Here is a 15,011-nt window from a genome sequence, read left to right as displayed (position 1 = left end):
AGGATTACCCAGCGCCGCTGTGGGCGCGAAGAGCAATATAGCGCTTGTGTCGACAAACTTAGTCGTTTGGTAGGCACGTCATGTATGTTTATTAGATTTTACTAACACTTTTAATAATTACTAAAGTGGTTAATAATTACTAATAATCTCCCTGGCGAGCAGAGAAAACTATGACTGAGTCACCTCATTCCAATTGGCATTTTCCCCGAACGGATCTGGCAAAGAAAATTTTAAAGGGCTTCCAATCCGGGCTGGCCGACAGAATCACTATCTTCGCCCCCAGAAAAAGAGGCAAAACAGAATTCGTTCAGCGCGATGTCGCCCCTATGGCCAAAGAGCAGGGAATCTTGGTGGTATATGTCGACTTCTGGCGAGACAAGTCATCTCCTTCCATGGCATTTGCCACCGCCGTGATCGCGGCAAGACGAGAACAGGAAAGCTGGTTTGCCAATGTATTAAGCAGCTCTAACCTTAAGGCAAGTCTAAAACTCCTGGGCGGCGACTTGTCGCTTGAAGTCTCTCCGCAGAGAAAGCATGCCGAAAAGCAAGTGACCGAAGCTGCGTTTGAGGAGCTTGAATCCACCAACAAAGCCGTTTTATTGCTGTTAGATGAAGTTCAGCACCTAGCAACCAATCCAGCCTTCAGCGATTTCACAGCTTCCCTGCGAAGTTTTATGACGGCGCGTGCCGACCATAAAGTCAAAGGCATATTCACCGGCTCAAGCCAGGAAGGCCTGGCGCAACTATTCAAACGGACCAAAGCACCTTTTTATAATGCAAGCTCAAACATAGATTTCCCAGATCTTGGAGAAGAGTTTGTCGCCTTCGAACTTGAAGTGTTCAAACGCATCACGGGGGGAGTCATGCTTGACAAGGCCCGAGCGATAGAGCTTTTCGATACAATGAGAAGAGCTCCCGGGGGCTTTACAGACCTGTTAAAAAGGATGGCGCTCGAAGAGGTCCATGATATTGATGAAGGTGTAGCACGGTTTTCTGAAACTCTGATTGAAGAAGAAAACCAGCAGTTCAAGGCTGCCTGGGACAGTATGCATCCTATGGATAAAGCCCTGTTGATCCTACTGGCCAAAGGGGAACAACGCGGCCTGTACAGCGATGACTACAAATCCAAGCTAAAAAGCATCTATCCTGGTTTTGATAGCACAAAGAGCGCCAATTCCAGCATCCAAAACGCGGTTTACCGTCTCAAAGGTCCCCCCCTCAATGCTATATACAGCGCCGAGCATGGGGTGTGGCGCTTCACTGACCCTGCCTTTGAACAATTTGTACAGGATCAAGAAGACACAGTGTAAGGCTGATTATCGGCTTTATCAGCGGCTTCGCCTGTCGCGCCACCAACTTACTGGTGGCAGTGGCGTTTCAGTCGCGGGGGTGAGGTTTTCAGGCAGGGGGCTACGTGGGGATCATGCGGCGCCGCTGTGGGCGCAGGGAATTAGGGAGCATGGTTTAGTACTAACGTCCGCATTTGGGGCACAAATACGCAGGCTAAAATACGGAGCGAAGCGAAGGGAGCCTGCGTGTTTGTGTCCCAACGAGCGCTAGCTAGCCCAAGATGCGCTTGTTAGGTTTTTGCATTGGAACCCAAAGGGAGCAATTTGATGTGATTGTTAGCTGATTTCATATTCTGTTGCCTTTGGATAGATTGCAGCTTTCACACAGCAACTGAAGATTACGAACGCTGTTACTGCCCCCCTTTGAAAATGGAACAATATGATCAAAACACAACTTAGCCTTTGAGCCACACTCGACACATCTGCCACCATCACGCTGCCAGACTTCCCGTTGAACCACCCTTGGAATAGCCTCTCTACGAGGCTTAACGGGTTTTGCCGTTGGCATTTTTGTTATATCAACTGGTATTAACCCTTCAGCGGTTACAGGCTCTTGCTCCTCAGGTGCTGGGCTGGCATTAATTCGAGGCAAAGGTGCAAATGCTTTGAATGCATTTATGTAGGCTACAAGATCATCAAGTTCTTGATCGCTTGTAACTATGAGCTTTAAGGCAGGGTTACCTTTATTTAGGCCTGGTGATGCATAAGTATTGCTATGACGCCCAGACTCACCTGCATACTCAAGTGCTATTTCAGGTACTTCTTCATTTTCTGGTGGGTATGGAAGCCAAACAAATGCATTATCTTCCCTGTTGGGTTGATCTGTTTGAACTACCACCCCTAAATTATCCGTAATATCCCATGCTTGAACTTTAACCGTGGTTCGAGATGGAGCTCCAAATTCTTTGGTTATTCTTTCAATGACTCGGCTTTTGAACATTCAGAACAGTTCTCCGTTGTTTTTCTTCAGCTAACAGTATTAATCGCCGGCAAAATCCCGTGTTTAAACACAGGCCTTCGCCGTACTTCTGAATCCTGTCTTTTTAGCATGCCTGGTAGCCCTTGCCCAAGAAGTGTCTCGGCACCTCACCCCGTTTCCTCCGTCAGAATACGGCAAAGGGATTGAATAGCGTTCACCTGGCTAAGATAAAGAGACAAGTTTCAGCAGCCAAAGCTAACGGTCTGGCTGTTAACCTATTACGAGCAGATAGAGAAAAGGCTGTCGGCTTAGTCTTCTTAATTTGTTCTCAATGCCAACAATGTAAGCGGATAGAGATCCTGCAAAACATTAACTTCAGGGTATTGCCCCGGCCTTCGCCCTTTTGTCCATTCATTGTTATGCTGCTAGTGAGCTTACAAGGGAGTCAGCCATGGTCAGTCGATTGGGATTCTGGGTTAACCGCACCCTGGAACGTCTGTGGGTCAAGCCATTGATGATGTGCGTGGTGTCGGTGCTGGCGGTATTTGCGGCCAAATGGCTCGGTGACTATGAACTGGCCAGCTATCTGCCACAGATCAGCCTTGAGTCCCTGGAGAGCCTGCTGTCCATTATGTCGGCCAGCATGCTGGTGATTGCCACCTTCTGTGTCGGCTCCATGGTTTCCGCCTATGCCAGCGCCAGCACCAGTGCCACGCCACGCTCATTTTCCCTGGTTATCGCCGACGATGTCTCGCAAAACGCCCTGGCCACCTTTGTGGGCGCTTTTATTTTCAGTATCGTGGCCATTGTGGCGGTCAAGAACCAGTATTTCGGGACCGGCGGCAATTTCCTGTTATTTGTATTTACCCTGCTGGTATTTGCCCTGGTCATCCTTACCTTCGTGCGCTGGGTAGACCGTATTGCCCGACTGGGCCGGATCAATTCCACCATCGAGAAGATTGAACAAGCCACCAACAAGTCCCTGCAGGCCAGGCGCCTGTCTCCCCTGATGGGTGGCACGCCGGTCAGGCAGCAGTCCCGAGAGGGTCATCCTGTATTTGCCGACTCGGTGGGCTATGTGCAACGGGTGGAACTGACGCGATTACAGAAGCTGGCTGAACAGGATGATTTGATCATTCGCCTGGAAGCCCTGCCCGGCCGTTTTTTGTCACCGGGCAGGAAAATTGCCAGCCTTTACGGCGCCCTTCCCTCTGATCCAGATTTGGACGCTATCCGCAGGGCCTTTGTCGTGGGCAGAAACCGGACCTTCGACGGCGATCCCAGGTTCGGTCTGGTGACCTTGTCCCAGGTGGCCTCTAAGGCCCTGTCCCCGGGTATCAATGATACTGGCACCGCTATCGATGTGCTGAGCAGCCTGACCCGGCTGCTTACCGATTGGAGTCAGCCGGTGGCCAAAGAGGATGTGCAACCTGTGCGCTTTGACCGGGTGCAGGTGCCGGAGCTTGGCATCGAAGAGATGTTTGAGGACGCCTTTACCCTCATTGCCCGGGACGGTGCCGGGGCAGTTGAAGTGGCCACCAAGCTGCAGAAGACGCTCTACTCACTGTCCACCCTGCCCCATGATCTGATGCATCAGACCACTCTGACCCATGCCAAGCTCGCGCTGAAACGCTCCGAGTTAGTCATGCAACTGGACGAGGATCTGGACGAGGTAAAAAAACTGGCCAGTTTCGCTACCGATCCTCCATCTTGCTCATCCGACCAGAATCCCTTAACTTAGGCTCAGACCAGTTTATCCGGAACCTCCATGTCTGCCTTGACGATTGCCCAGCAGGTGTCAGCCCTGCATCAGTATTTTGCCAGCAACAAGACCCGCTCCCTGGATTGGCGCAAAGAACAGTTAACGCGCCTTAAAGGCCTGATTACAGACAATGAAGATAAGATTTATCAGGCCCTGAAACAGGATTTGGGCAAGTCTGAGCAGGAGAGCTGGGTATCGGAGGTGGGATATCTGACCGGGGACATCGACCACAGCCTCAAGCATTTACATAAATGGTCCAAGCCACGCTCTATCGCCACCCCCATGGTGGCTCAGCCGGGTAAGAGCTTTGTCCAGCCTGAGCCTTTGGGCACGGTATTGATTATCGGTGCCTGGAACTACCCGTTCCAGTTGTTGCTGGCCCCACTGATTGCCGCCATTGCGGCCGGCAACTGTGCCCTGCTTAAGCCGTCAGAACTGGCGGGTGCCACCAGCAGCCTGGTGGCAAAACTGATTCCGCAGTATCTGGACAACCAGGCCATTGCCGTGGTGGAAGGCGGCGTGGAAGAAACCACCGAGGTGTTAAAGCAACGCTTCGATCATATTCTTTACACAGGGGGCGAAGCGGTGGGCAAGACAGTGATGAAAGCCGCCGCCGAGCATCTGACCCCGGTCACCCTGGAGCTGGGCGGTAAAAGCCCCTGTGTGGTGGCCAGTGACTGTGATTTGGCGGTCACCGCTGCCCGCATCGTCTGGAGCAAGTGGATGAACGCCGGCCAGACTTGTGTGGCACCGGACTATATCCTGGTGGAGAAAGGCTTCGCTCCCCATCTGATTGAGGCCATTAAAACCAAACTACAGGATTTTTACGGTCAGGATCCCCAGCAAAGCCCGGATTACGGCAGGATTATCAATGACCGGCATTTTGCCCGCCTGAGCCAGTATCTGGAGGGTCAGCAGGTGGTGTACGGTGGTCAGCAGGAGGCCGGTGAGCGCTATCTGGCTCCCACCCTGGTGATGGCACCCGAGCCGGATTCGGCGCTGATGAAAGAAGAAATATTCGGCCCTATCCTGCCCATCGTTACCCTGGATAAGATTGACCAGGCGCTGGATTTTATCAATCAGCGACCCAAGCCCCTGGCCCTCTACCTGTACACGGGATCGGCCGCCACCGAGCAATTGTTGCTGGAAGACACCAGTGCCGGCAGCGTCTGTATCAATGACGGCATGATGTTTATGGCCAATCCGGATCTGCCTTTTGGCGGGGTGGGCAACAGCGGTATGGGTCACTACCACGGCCGCTGGGGATTTGATACCTTCAGCCATCTGAAAGCGGTGATGAAGCGCAGTACCTGGTTTGATGTGAACTGGCGCTATCCGCCGTTTAACAGCAAAAAGCTTAAAATGCTCAAGTGGGTAAAATAATGTCTGTACAACCTTTTCACCTGGCCATTCCGGTAGACGATTTAACCAAAGCCAAAGCCTTTTACGGTGAGCTGCTGGGCTGTGAGATGGGCCGTTTTTCCAACCAGTGGATTGACTGGAATTTCTTCGGCCATCAACTGGTGACCCATCTGGTGGTCAGCATGCCTTCAGCACCCCAGCACAACGAGGTGGACAGCCATGCAGTACCGGTGCCGCATTTTGGCGTGGTGCTGCAGTGGGATGACTGGCAGGCCCTGTCACAACGGCTGAAAGCCGCCGGCACCGAATTTGTCATCGAACCCTATATCCGCTTTAAAGGTCAGGCGGGTGAGCAGGCTACGCTGTTTTTTATGGATCCGGCCGGCAATGCCCTGGAATTCAAAGCCTTTAAGGATATAGACCAGCTGTTTGCCCGTTAATCGCCAACCTTTGGCATCATACGTTTAACGATGGCCGCTGCATCAACAGAGGCCGGCAAGGTGCCGTACTGATGCCAACCCCTTTGACCCAGACGTGATTCCACGAAGGCGCTGGCAATGGCCGCCTCACCATAAACCAACAGAGTTGCACCCTGCCAGCACAGAGCAAGTTGCTCCATCAACTGCCGGGCCCGGGTTTCCATGTTCTGTTTATCGGCAAAGTCGTTTAACAGACAATCCAGGGCTTGATCGAACAGTGATTGTCTGCCCCGGGCCTGTTCCAGTTCGGCAAACAGGGCCTTGAGCGTATCCGGCTCTTTGTTCAGTACCCGCAGCAGATCCAGACACTGCACGTTGCCAGAGCCTTCCCAGATAGAGTTGACCGGTGCTTCCCGGTACAGGCGGCTGGCCACGTTTTCTGCCACATAGCCCACCCCGCCGATACATTCCATGGCCTCAAAGGTGTGCTGAATGGCGCGCTTGCAGATCCAGTATTTACCGATACTGGTGGCACTTCTGATCAGTGCGGCCTCACCCGGCTTATTTTGATCGTCCAGGGCGTGGGAAATACGCAGGGAGATGGCCAGTGCCGCCTCGGCTTCCAGGGCCAGGTCTGCCAGTACATTGAGCATCAGCGGCTGCTGGTGCAAAGGCTTGCCGAAGACCTCCCGTCCGGCCGTATGCCAGATCGCTTCCTTGGCGGCCTGGGCCATCAGGGCACTGGAGCCCAGCATGCAGTCATAGCGGGTCAGTGCGACCATCTGAATGATGGTCGCCACGCCGCGCCCTTCCTCGCCCAGCAACCAGCCATGGGCACCGCGAAACTCGATTTCTGAGCTGGCATTGGACTGATTGCCCAGTTTGTTTTTCAGCCTTTGGATCTGCATGGGGTTTTTGCTGCCGTCCTCGCGCCAGCGCGGCACCAGAAAGCAGGACAGCTTGTCCTCTGTTTTGGCCAGCACCAGAAAACCGTCGCACATGGGGGCGGAACAGAACCATTTATGCCCCACCAGACTGTACAGCTTGCCGGGGCCCGCCAGCTCCAGTGGCACAGCCCTGGTGGTATTGGCACGCACGTCTGAGCCACCCTGCTTTTCCGTCATGGCCATACCGATAGTCAACCCCCGCTTTTCAAACCAGGGGCTATTGCTGCCGTCATACTGACCGCTGAGTATTCCCGGCAGCCACTTGCTTGCCACGTCTGGCTGCATGCGAATCGCCGGTACACTGGCAAAAGTCATGGTCAATGGGCAGCCGGACCCGGGATCCGCATGGTTATGCAGATAGGCCATGGCACCGCGGACCACGTGGGCCCCTGATCGGCTTTCATTCCAGGGCAGGCCGGTATGGCCTGCTTCGATAGCGGCCTGCATTAACTGATGGTAAGCGGGGTGGTAATCCACCTGGTCGATACGCCGGCCGAACCTGTCATGGGAGTGAAACTCGGGAAGGTGCTTGTTGGCCGCAAAGCCGGCTCGCAACAGTTCGTGGCCGACCTGGTATCCAAAAGCGGACAGTCTGTCGCCGGCCCAGGCACCACCGAATCGCTTTACCCAGTATTGCAGTGCGTCATCGGCCGTATAAACATTGTAGTTTTCCAGCGCAGCGGGCTGATTGAATACCTGGTGGGTATCGGCAGTCGTTTCGGTGTGTGGATCTGTCATGGTTGCCCTCTGCCGGTTAAAACTTCAGTTTTCCCATAAGGATATCCCTGAACATCACCCAATCTCCCATCAGGCTGTACAAGGGATAGGTAAAGGTGGCCGGACGGTTCTTTTCGAAAAAGAAATGCCCCACCCAGGCGAAGCCATACCCCACCACCGGCACCAGCAGCAGATACCAGGCATTGAAGGTAATAAGACTCAGGCCCAAAAGCCCCAGCACCAGAGCGGAACCGACAAAGTGCAGGCGCCGGCAGGTGGGATTCCGGTGTTCCTTCAGATAGTAGGGATAGAACTCACGAAAGCTCTGATATTGCTTGGTCACCTTACACTCCTCCGATCAGTTCTGCATAGTATACTAAAACGCGGTGGCCCTGGCGTCACCCGGGCTGTTGATCCTGCCACACTTCCATATTAACAAATTAAAAACACTTGCATTACAAACCAAAACCCTCTAGTGTGAAAATGAAAGCGCTTACATTGGTTGTTTTCTGAGGAATTCCCCGGCTGTGCAGCTAAGGGATCCGCCAGTAAGCAGCTTGTGAAACAGGTTTCGTCAGTTCCCGTTGCAACACGATATTTTATGGGATCCTGACCCGCACAGGGTTAACAGAATGTTGCCATCGGGAGAATCCTTACAGACGCTTTTAACATCTGAAGGGGCGCAGAACAGCGGCATTGGGAATAGAAATATTTTTTTGGCCCTGCTTTGTAAGCGCTTACAAATTCAAAAATCAGAATAAATCGATGTATCTGTTGCATCGGGGGACACATGAAATACAACAAATTCAAGAGAACACAGCTTGCCACCAGCCTATCCCTGATTCTGGGTGCGGCGTTCGGCGTTCAAGGCCAGGAAACCCAGACTCAGGACAGCAGTGCCAATGAGGTAGAGGTCATTCAGGTATCGGGCATTCGCAGCAGTATGATCCGGGCCATGGACATCAAGCGCAGTAGTGATGGCGTAGTGGACGCAATCTCTGCCGAGGATATCGGCAAATTTCCCGACACTAACCTCGCCGAGTCCCTGCAGCGTATCACCGGCGTATCCATTGATCGCCAAAATGGTGAAGGCAGCAAGGTAACCGTACGTGGCTTTGGCCCGGATTTTAACCTGGTACTACTGAACAATCGGACCATGCCCACCGCACAGGTGGCCGGTGAGTCAACCCGTTCATTTGAGTTTGCCAACCTGGCCTCTGACAGCGTCAGTTCTGTGGAGATTTACAAGACCGGCAAGGCTGATATCGCCTCCGGCGGAATCGGCTCCACCATCAACATCCGCACTGCCAGACCCTTTGAAAGCAAAACACTGATTGCCAGCATCGGCGTCAAGGGTCACCATGATACAAGTGTCGAGTCCGGCGACAACCTGACCCCGGAAGTATCAGGAATTTTCAGCAACACCTTTTTGGATGATACCTTTGGGGTCGGCTTTTCTGCCTCTTACCAGAAACGTGACAGCAACACCAAACGCGCTACCATTGACGGCTGGCGGCAAAACATCCACGGTGACCTCAATCCCAATGCCGTAGTGGAAGATGAAAACCAGAATCCTTATGGCAATACGTTTTACGCCCGTAACATCGGCTTTGCCAGCCAGGATACCGAACGCGAACGTACCAATGCGCAACTGGTACTGCAGTACGCTCCCGGTGAGGATCTGGAAATTACCGCAGACTACACCTATTCCCAGTTAGAGGATTTTTCCAACAGCGATACCTGGGGACTGTGGTTTTCCGGCCCGGGCAACGCCACCTATGCGCACATCAATGAGAATGGCACTTTTGATCGCGTCACCGAAGTGGGCGGAGACTACTCCGGTACCATGCACCAGAATGCCGCAAAGAACAAAAACACCTCATTGGGCCTGAATATAAACTGGCAGGCCAGCGATCAACTCGAGTTGACCCTGGATCTTCATGACTCCAAGGCGATTTCAAACGGGGCCCTGGGCAACGACGCCGACAACATTTTCTTTATCATGGGTGCCCTGAATATTGAGGATAAGACCTATGATGCAAGCCAAACCGAGATCCCCTTATTAAGCGCCAACTATGTCAATCTCAATCCTGCCGGTGAGCCACACATGTTGCCGGAGCACTATGCCTCCTTGTTCGCCGGTGTCAGGGCCGGCCGCAATGAAACAGATGTCCAGCAGGCACAATTTGACGGTAAATGGTTGAACCAGAGTGAAGATGCCCTGGCTTCCCTTGATTTTGGTCTGTCCTACACCGCAATGAAAACCCATGCCCTGGGCAGCTACACCGGACCCATCAGTGCAGGCTGGTACGGCAATATGGGTCTGTGGGAGGACGATGTGGAGTATGTCGGTCTGGGCTCAGATTTTCTCGCCGATTTCAGCGGCGGCGGCAGCCAGATGCAAATCCCCTATTACTACACCTTTGATCAGACTGCCGCGATGCAAAAGGCGCAAGATCTCTATGATGTGGAGTATGTGGCCGCCCCCTGGCAGGACGATCATGAGATCGAAGAAAAGACCACAGCGGCTTACGTCCAGGCCAATATAGAGAGTGAATTCAACGGTATGCCTTTGGATATCGTCGCGGGTTTACGCTACGAAGAAACCGATGTGACGGCCAGCAGCATGCAAAAGGAGGCGCAACAACTGGTATGGCTGAATCCGACTGAATGGCAGACCCTGTTCGCCGATGAGTTCTCCTTCAGCCATGAGACCCACAGCTATAAGGAATTCCTGCCCAACCTGGACATGAGCCTGGAAGTCAGCGATGACTGGATTGCCCGCTTTTCCTACAGCAAGACCATCACCCGTCCCAGTTTGGGCGCCATGCGGGCTACCACCTCACTGACCCCCATCCCTAAAGTCGGGTCTCGTACCGGGTTTGCCGGTAATCCCGCACTTAAGCCTTACCGGTCTAACAACCTGGATATAGCGGTTGAATATTACTACGACGATGCAAGCTACCTGTCGGTAGGCTGGTTCAACAAGGAAGTGGAAAATTTCCTGATGAATACCATCTCTGAAGTTCAGTTTGATCATTTACGCGATCCCTTCGAAGGCCCCGCTGCTCAGCAGGCAAGAGCCGAACTGATCGCCAATAATCAAACGCCCAGTGATGAGGCGGTCTTCCAGTGGTTAATCGACAATGGCTTTGGCAACGACCTTGACCGGGTTGAGCAGTCAGCCGACGACCCCATCGCCACCTGGAATATCAGTAAGCCCAACAACGTGGAAGATCTGAATATCCATGGCTGGGAACTGGCATGGCAGCACTGGCTGTGGGATACGGGTCTTGGCTTCAGCCTCAACTATACGGCGGTCACAGGGGATACTAAGTACGATGTGGAACGTACCGATGAACAGTTTGCCTTGCCCGGGTTGAGCGATTCGGCAAACTTTGCGGTGTTTTACGAAGACGCAGGGTGGCAGGCACGACTGGCATATAACTGGCGCGACGATTTTCTTTCCGCCATGGGCCAGGCCGAAGCCGGAGGTCCGGCCCCGCAGTTCACAGAAGCCTATGGCCAGTTGGATATGAGCGTCAGCTACCAGTTCAATGATGAACTGGTGGTCTTCTTCGAAGGAATTAACTTACTGGAGCAGGAAAAACGGGTGCATGGGCGATATCAGGAGCAGATGCTGCTGGCCCAGCAAAATGACGCCCGCTATGCCCTGGGTGTACGCTATACCTGGTAGCAGGAAGCCGAAAGAAAAAGCCGCAACAGATGTTGCGGCTTTTTTTATAGGACATGGGCATACCGGAGGTTGCTTCTGATGACTGGTGGTGGTTTATCAGAGCTGCCTGACCGAATCCCGCAAAACCAGGCTGGGTTCGAATAACTGGCGGACCTTGACCTGTTTGTCCTGGTAAATTTGTCGACGTACCCAGCAGGCCGCCATGCGACCCATCTCCCCGGCGGGGTAGTCTATGGTGGTGAGGTGGGGGAAGGTATACCGGGACATGATCACATTATCGAAGCCCATCACCGACACGTCGGCGGGAATATCCAGCTTGTGGTCACGGGCACAGTTCATCGCCCCACAGGCCATTTCATCGTTGGCGCAGGCCACCGCCGTGAACGGCTTTGCGCTGGCCAGCAACGTCTCCATAGCCCTGGCGCCGCCCTCTTCATGAAAATCCCCCTGGACGCACAGGGCCTCATCCAATGGCAATCCGAACTCTGAGAGAGCCCGTTTATGTCCCTCGAAACGTTCCCTGGCGTCGTGTTTCCACAAGGGGCCCGAGATATAGGCTATCTGTCGGTGATTCATGTCCAGCAACGCCTTGGTGGCCTGATAGCCACCCAGTTCATTGTTCAGGCAGATACAATGATCTTCCAGCCCCGGGATGGTGCGATTGATAATCACCACCGGGGTGCGCTCATTGAGATCAATCAGATACTGGTCAGTGACCGCATCCACATGCAGGATAAGGGCATCGCACTTACGGCTGATGAGGAACTCGATGGCTTCCTTCTCACTGGCCTCGTCACTGTGTCCGGCGGCAATAATGACATGCTTGCCGGCGGTCCTGAGCTCGTTTTCCACCCCGCTCATCATCTCACCAAAAAACGGCCCGTGGACCTCGGATACCAGCATCCCCACACTGTTGGAGCAATTGGAAGCCAATGACTGGGCGATGGAATTGGGCCGGTAGTTCAGCTCGGCCATGGCCGCCAGCACTTTATTGCGGGTAGTTTCACTGACCTTGGCATTGCCGTTCATGACTCTTGAAACGGTGGCCAGGGAAACCCCGGCCCGCTCTGAAACCTGATAAATCGTTGCCATCGCTGTTTTCACTGCTCCTTATCCCGGGCCTTAAACGGCCGGCTGCGTCAATGCCTGTCTGACCCGCGCCACTGCCTGGTCGTCCAGTCTATAGAACTTCATCACAAACGCCACCAGAATAAAGGCCACAGCCGGCAGCAGGGTAAAGGACACCAGTATCCCCTGCAGGGTGTCGGCAGATTGGTTGTCGCCGGGCTGATAGCCATGGTAGGCCAGCAGCCAGCCCGCCGATGCCCCTCCCAGGGCCAGGCCCATCTTGATAAAGAACACCACAGAGGAATACGTCATGCCGGTAATACGTATACCGGTACGCCACTGTCCGTAGTCGACAATATCGGCCATCTTCGCCCACAACAGCGGCGTAGCCATCTGCAGGAAGAAACACCATAAAACATAAGCCACAAACGCCAGAATCAGTTGGTCCTGACCGATAAAGAAGCTGCCCACACAGATGGCGGCCGCCAGCAACTGCAGGCCGATGTAGGCTTTGACTTTGCAGATGCGCCTGGCCAGCCACTGAGCAGTGGCACAACCAAGAATATTGCCGACCATCCCCAGAGTCACGAACAGGGTAATCAGATCCGGACGCCCCAGGTAGTACTTCACGTAATAGATGGCCAGGGTGGTGCGCAGGACCATTCCCAGCAATACAAATAGAGCGGCCAGGCTCAGAATGCGCCACTGGTCATTCCGCCACAGTGAAGCCATATCCTGCCAGAAAGTGGAATCTTGCTCTGGCGGCGGAAAAATACGTTCCTTGGTGCCGGCAAAGCAGGCCCAGAACATCAGCACACCCAGCGCACTCATGGCGGCAATGGTCAGCTGATAACCTTTGGCCGTGTCGCCCTGGCCGAACCAGTCCACCAGCGGCAGGGTAAAAGCCGTGACCATCAGGCCACCGAGCATACCAAACACGAAACGATAGGATTGCACCGACACACGTTCGGTTGGATCGGCGGTCAGTACTCCTCCCAGTGCCGAGTAAGGAATATTGATGGCCGTATAGGCCAGCATCAGCAATCCATAGGTACAAAAGGCATAGACAATTTTGCCTTGCTCGCTTAAATCCGGGGTAGTGAACGCCAGTACGCTGATCAGACCAAAAGGAATGGCAAGCCACAGCAGATAAGGACGAAATTTACCGTATTTGGTCTGCGTCCTGTCATTGATGGCCCCCATCAGGGGGTCGGTGATTGCATCAAAGATGCGTACCACCAGAAAAAGCGTCCCCACAACAGCCGGCGAGATACCAAACACGTCAGTGTAAAAGAAAGACAGAAACAGCATGACCGACTGAAAGACGATATTGCTGGCCGTGTCACCCAAACCGTAAGCCACTTTTTCGCGCACTGACAACATCAGTTTGACTCTCCAACTTGCCGGTGAGAGGAACCGGACTGCTGCTGACGACGGGCCAGGAAGTCCCGGTAGGCCAGGCCACTGGCCTTAATGATACGCTTTTGGGTCGGGTAATCCACATACACCAGACCAAAGCGTTTCAGGTAGCCCTCGGCCCACTCGAAGTTGTCCATCAGGCTCCAGGCGAAGTAACCACGAATATCCACTCCCATTCTGGCAGCCTCGTGAACGGCATGGATATGACTGTTCAGATACTCCACCCTGTCCTTGTCGGTCACCTTGCCGTCCACTAGCTTGTCCGGCATGGCGGCGCCATTTTCGGTGATATAGATGGGCGGAAGATCATACTGCTGATGATAGGTCACCAGCAGGTCGGTCAGCCCCTGGGGATAGATTTCCCAGCCCATATCAGTCAGCGGCCCCTGTTTCTCCTGCAGGTTGGCAAACCAATGCTGGTCATGGGCCTCGTAGACTTCCCGGGTGTAATAGTTGATGCCCAGATAGTCCAGCGGCTGAGCGATAATCTGCATGTCCCCTTCTTCAATGGGCGGCCTGTCATTCACGGGAAGCCTGTCCAGCAATTCAGGGTAACGCCCAGTCAGCACCGGCAACAGATACCACTGATTAAAATACTGATCGGCCAGGTTGGCTGCCTGCACATCTTCAGCCCTATCGGTTTTGGCATAACAGGGGCTGAAATTCAGCACGATACCAGATTGTGCCGTGGGGCAGTGTGTCCTGAGCACCTGCATGGCAAGCCCGTGAGCCAGCAACAAATGGTGTGCCGCCTGCTTGCTCTGCGCCCGGCTCTTCAATCCGGGGGCATGAATACCTAACTCATGGCCGAGGTAGGCACTGCAGTAGGGCTCATTGAGGGTGGCCCAGGAGTACACCCTGTCGCCAAAGCTGCGCGCCACGAGATCGGCATAGTCACGAAACTTATAAGCCGTTTCCCGGTTAAGCCAGCCGCCCTGATCCTGCAGATATTGTGGCAAATCCCAGTGGTAAAGGGTTACAAAGGCCTTTATACCCAGGCTGTTGAGCCGTTCCAGCAGTTGCAGGTAAAAATCCAGCCCTTGCTGGTTGGGGCTGCCATCTGCATGCATCACCCGGGTCCAGGATACGGAAAATCGATAAGCGTCCACGCCCAGGGAATAGATCATCTCCACGTCCTGCTTCCACAAGCGCACATGATCACAGGCCATGCTGCCGTCTGAACCATCTCGAATCCGCCCCGCCTCGGCACAGAAGGTATCCCAGATACAGGGCAGGCGCTTATCGACAGCCCCTTCAATCTGGAAAGACGCCGTGGCCACACCAAAAATAAAGTCAGCTTTGTTTAAAGGTGACGAGGATGGCAATGAAATAACTGTGTTGTTCAATTTACG

General features: G+C 53.7%; 11 protein-coding genes. 5 read left to right on the top strand and 6 right to left on the bottom strand.

The window, feature by feature from the left end:
• Positions 1 to 170 precede the first annotated feature (170 nt).
• Positions 171 to 1,310, top strand: a complete 1,140-nt coding sequence (locus tag J0A66_RS08325) for an ATP-binding protein (protein WP_206573341.1) — start codon at positions 171 to 173, stop codon at positions 1,308 to 1,310.
• A gap of 325 nt (positions 1,311 to 1,635) precedes the next feature.
• On the opposite strand, the gene J0A66_RS08320 is transcribed toward J0A66_RS08325, so the two are convergent.
• Complete coding sequence (locus J0A66_RS08320) at positions 1,636 to 2,289, bottom strand: HNH endonuclease (protein ID WP_206573340.1); 654 nt, start codon at positions 2,287 to 2,289, stop codon at positions 1,636 to 1,638.
• 430 nt (positions 2,290 to 2,719) lie between these two features.
• On the opposite strand from J0A66_RS08320, the gene J0A66_RS08315 reads away from it, so the two are divergent.
• The 3 genes from J0A66_RS08315 to J0A66_RS08305 are packed head-to-tail and all read left to right on the top strand — an operon-like array spanning position 2,720 to position 5,832.
• On the top strand, positions 2,720 to 4,009 hold the full coding sequence (locus J0A66_RS08315) for a DUF2254 domain-containing protein (protein WP_206573339.1): 1,290 nt from the start codon (positions 2,720 to 2,722) through the stop codon (positions 4,007 to 4,009).
• A 27-nt stretch (positions 4,010 to 4,036) separates the two neighbouring features.
• Positions 4,037 to 5,413 carry an aldehyde dehydrogenase family protein gene (locus J0A66_RS08310; protein ID WP_206573338.1) on the top strand — a complete coding sequence of 459 codons (1,377 nt, stop codon included), beginning with the start codon at positions 4,037 to 4,039 and terminating at the stop codon, positions 5,411 to 5,413.
• Positions 5,413 to 5,832, top strand: a complete 420-nt coding sequence (locus tag J0A66_RS08305) for a VOC family protein (RefSeq protein ID WP_206573337.1) — start codon at positions 5,413 to 5,415, stop codon at positions 5,830 to 5,832. Before J0A66_RS08310 ends, J0A66_RS08305 begins: the two co-directional genes overlap by 1 nt.
• Here J0A66_RS08305 and J0A66_RS08300 read toward each other — a convergent pair.
• Entirely contained in the window at positions 5,829 to 7,496 is a 1,668-nt protein-coding gene (locus tag J0A66_RS08300) for an acyl-CoA dehydrogenase family protein (protein ID WP_206573336.1), read from the bottom strand. The two genes, J0A66_RS08305 and J0A66_RS08300, sit on opposite strands and share 4 nt — an antisense overlap.
• Before the next feature lie 16 nt (positions 7,497 to 7,512).
• Positions 7,513 to 7,818 (bottom strand): Mpo1-like protein, encoded by a 306-nt coding sequence (locus J0A66_RS08295; protein ID WP_206573335.1) that lies wholly within the window; start codon positions 7,816 to 7,818, stop codon positions 7,513 to 7,515.
• Between the two features lie 447 nt (positions 7,819 to 8,265).
• Here J0A66_RS08295 and J0A66_RS08290 point away from each other — a divergent pair, with 447 nt between their 5' ends.
• A complete protein-coding gene (locus J0A66_RS08290) occupies positions 8,266 to 11,172 on the top strand; it encodes a TonB-dependent receptor (protein ID WP_206573334.1) in 2,907 nt (968 codons plus the stop codon).
• 96 nt (positions 11,173 to 11,268) lie between these two features.
• Here J0A66_RS08290 and J0A66_RS08285 read toward each other — a convergent pair whose 3' ends face one another.
• Genes J0A66_RS08285 through J0A66_RS08275 form a run of 3 tightly spaced genes read right to left on the bottom strand, consistent with a single transcriptional unit; the run spans position 11,269 to position 15,005 of the window.
• Positions 11,269 to 12,264, bottom strand: coding sequence for a LacI family DNA-binding transcriptional regulator (locus J0A66_RS08285; RefSeq protein WP_206573333.1), 996 nt, complete (start codon positions 12,262 to 12,264; stop codon positions 11,269 to 11,271).
• A 30-nt stretch (positions 12,265 to 12,294) separates the two neighbouring features.
• Positions 12,295 to 13,623: a glycoside-pentoside-hexuronide (GPH):cation symporter gene (locus tag J0A66_RS08280; RefSeq protein WP_206573332.1), complete on the bottom strand. Its 1,329-nt coding sequence runs from the start codon at positions 13,621 to 13,623 to the stop codon at positions 12,295 to 12,297.
• Complete coding sequence (locus J0A66_RS08275; RefSeq protein WP_206573331.1) at positions 13,623 to 15,005, bottom strand: GH1 family beta-glucosidase; 1,383 nt, start codon at positions 15,003 to 15,005, stop codon at positions 13,623 to 13,625. The genes J0A66_RS08280 and J0A66_RS08275 overlap by 1 nt, the downstream gene beginning before the upstream one ends.
• Between the last annotated feature and the right edge of the window lie 6 nt (positions 15,006 to 15,011).

Source organism: Bowmanella dokdonensis, from assembly GCF_017254865.1.
Lineage (GTDB): Bacteria > Pseudomonadota > Gammaproteobacteria > Enterobacterales > Alteromonadaceae > Bowmanella > Bowmanella dokdonensis.
This window is presented reverse-complemented; position numbering and strand designations above follow the sequence as displayed.